1 protein-coding gene is annotated in these 1,013 nt (G+C 66.8%); it reads left to right on the top strand.

Annotation, left to right across the window (positions count from 1 at the left end):
- Positions 1-385: 385 nt before the first annotated feature.
- On the top strand, positions 386-1,013 hold a 628-nt coding region (locus tag ABFS34_17045; GenBank protein MEN8377133.1), incomplete at its 3' end, for a DUF222 domain-containing protein.

Here is a 1,013-nt window from a genome sequence, read left to right as displayed (position 1 = left end):
GCGAGTTCTTGCCCACAGCCGAGACCACCCTCACCGAACCAACCACGGGCTCCGGCCGGGGCCGGAACCTACGGCCGGCACCTCCCGGCCTCCGCCGCGGCTCGGCTGTGGACAAGGGGCGTCGGGGGCCGCGCTCGCGTCGACGACCGGCGAGTTTTTTTCACTGTGCTACGACATTTTTTTCGAATTCGTTTGACACGTTTTCGGAAAGACCGGTCCGAAAACGGAAGGGCGGTGCGAGCTGCTCGTGTCGTGCGATGAGAGCGCGTGTGTCGAGACAAATCGTTTTTCGCGAGTCGATTCGAATCGAGAGGGCGAAACGCGGCGCAGCGTCGAGCTCAGCGATGATCGTCTCGGCCAAAAAGGTGCGTGGTACGAAAAGAATATGATGCACGCGAACAACTCCTCGACGCCCGAAAACAAAGTCGACCTCGAGTCGATGGGCGACGAAATCGCGCGGCTCTCGACCGCGATCGATCAGGCGACCCACCGGCAGCTGTCGCTGCTTCGCGACTTCGACGCGGGCGGCGGCTGGGCGATCCCAGGCGCAACGAGCTGCGCGGCGTGGCTGTCGTGGCGAACCGGGCTGACGCCGGGTCCGGCGCGGGAACGGATGCGGGTGGCGCACAAGCTGGGCGCGCTTTCCAAGATTGACGCGGCGTTTGCCCGGGGCGAGCTTTCGTACTCGAAGGTGCGGGCGCTCACCCGGGTCGCCGACCCCGAGAGCGAGCAGGAGCTTCTCGACTACGCACGCCTGATGACCGGCGCCGAGCTCGAGAAGCTGGTGGCCGGCTTGCGGCGTCAGAAGATCGCAAATGCCAGCGACGGCGGCGAGCCGGTCGAGCCCGAGCGCTTCTACCGCCAGCGGACCACCGACGAGGGGATGGTTCGAGTCACGATGCAGCTCACCGCCGACGAGGCCGCGCGCGTCGAGGCTGCCCTGGACGCCGCCGCCGACAAGCGCGGGCAGCGAGTCGAGGCGCTGGTGACGATGGCCGATGAGCGTCTCCGCG

The sequence above is a fragment of the Gemmatimonadota bacterium genome, assembly GCA_039715185.1.
Lineage (GTDB): Bacteria > Gemmatimonadota > Gemmatimonadetes > Longimicrobiales > RSA9 > DATHRK01.
Note: the sequence above shows the minus strand (reverse complement) of the source record. Positions and strands in the feature narration are given on the sequence as shown.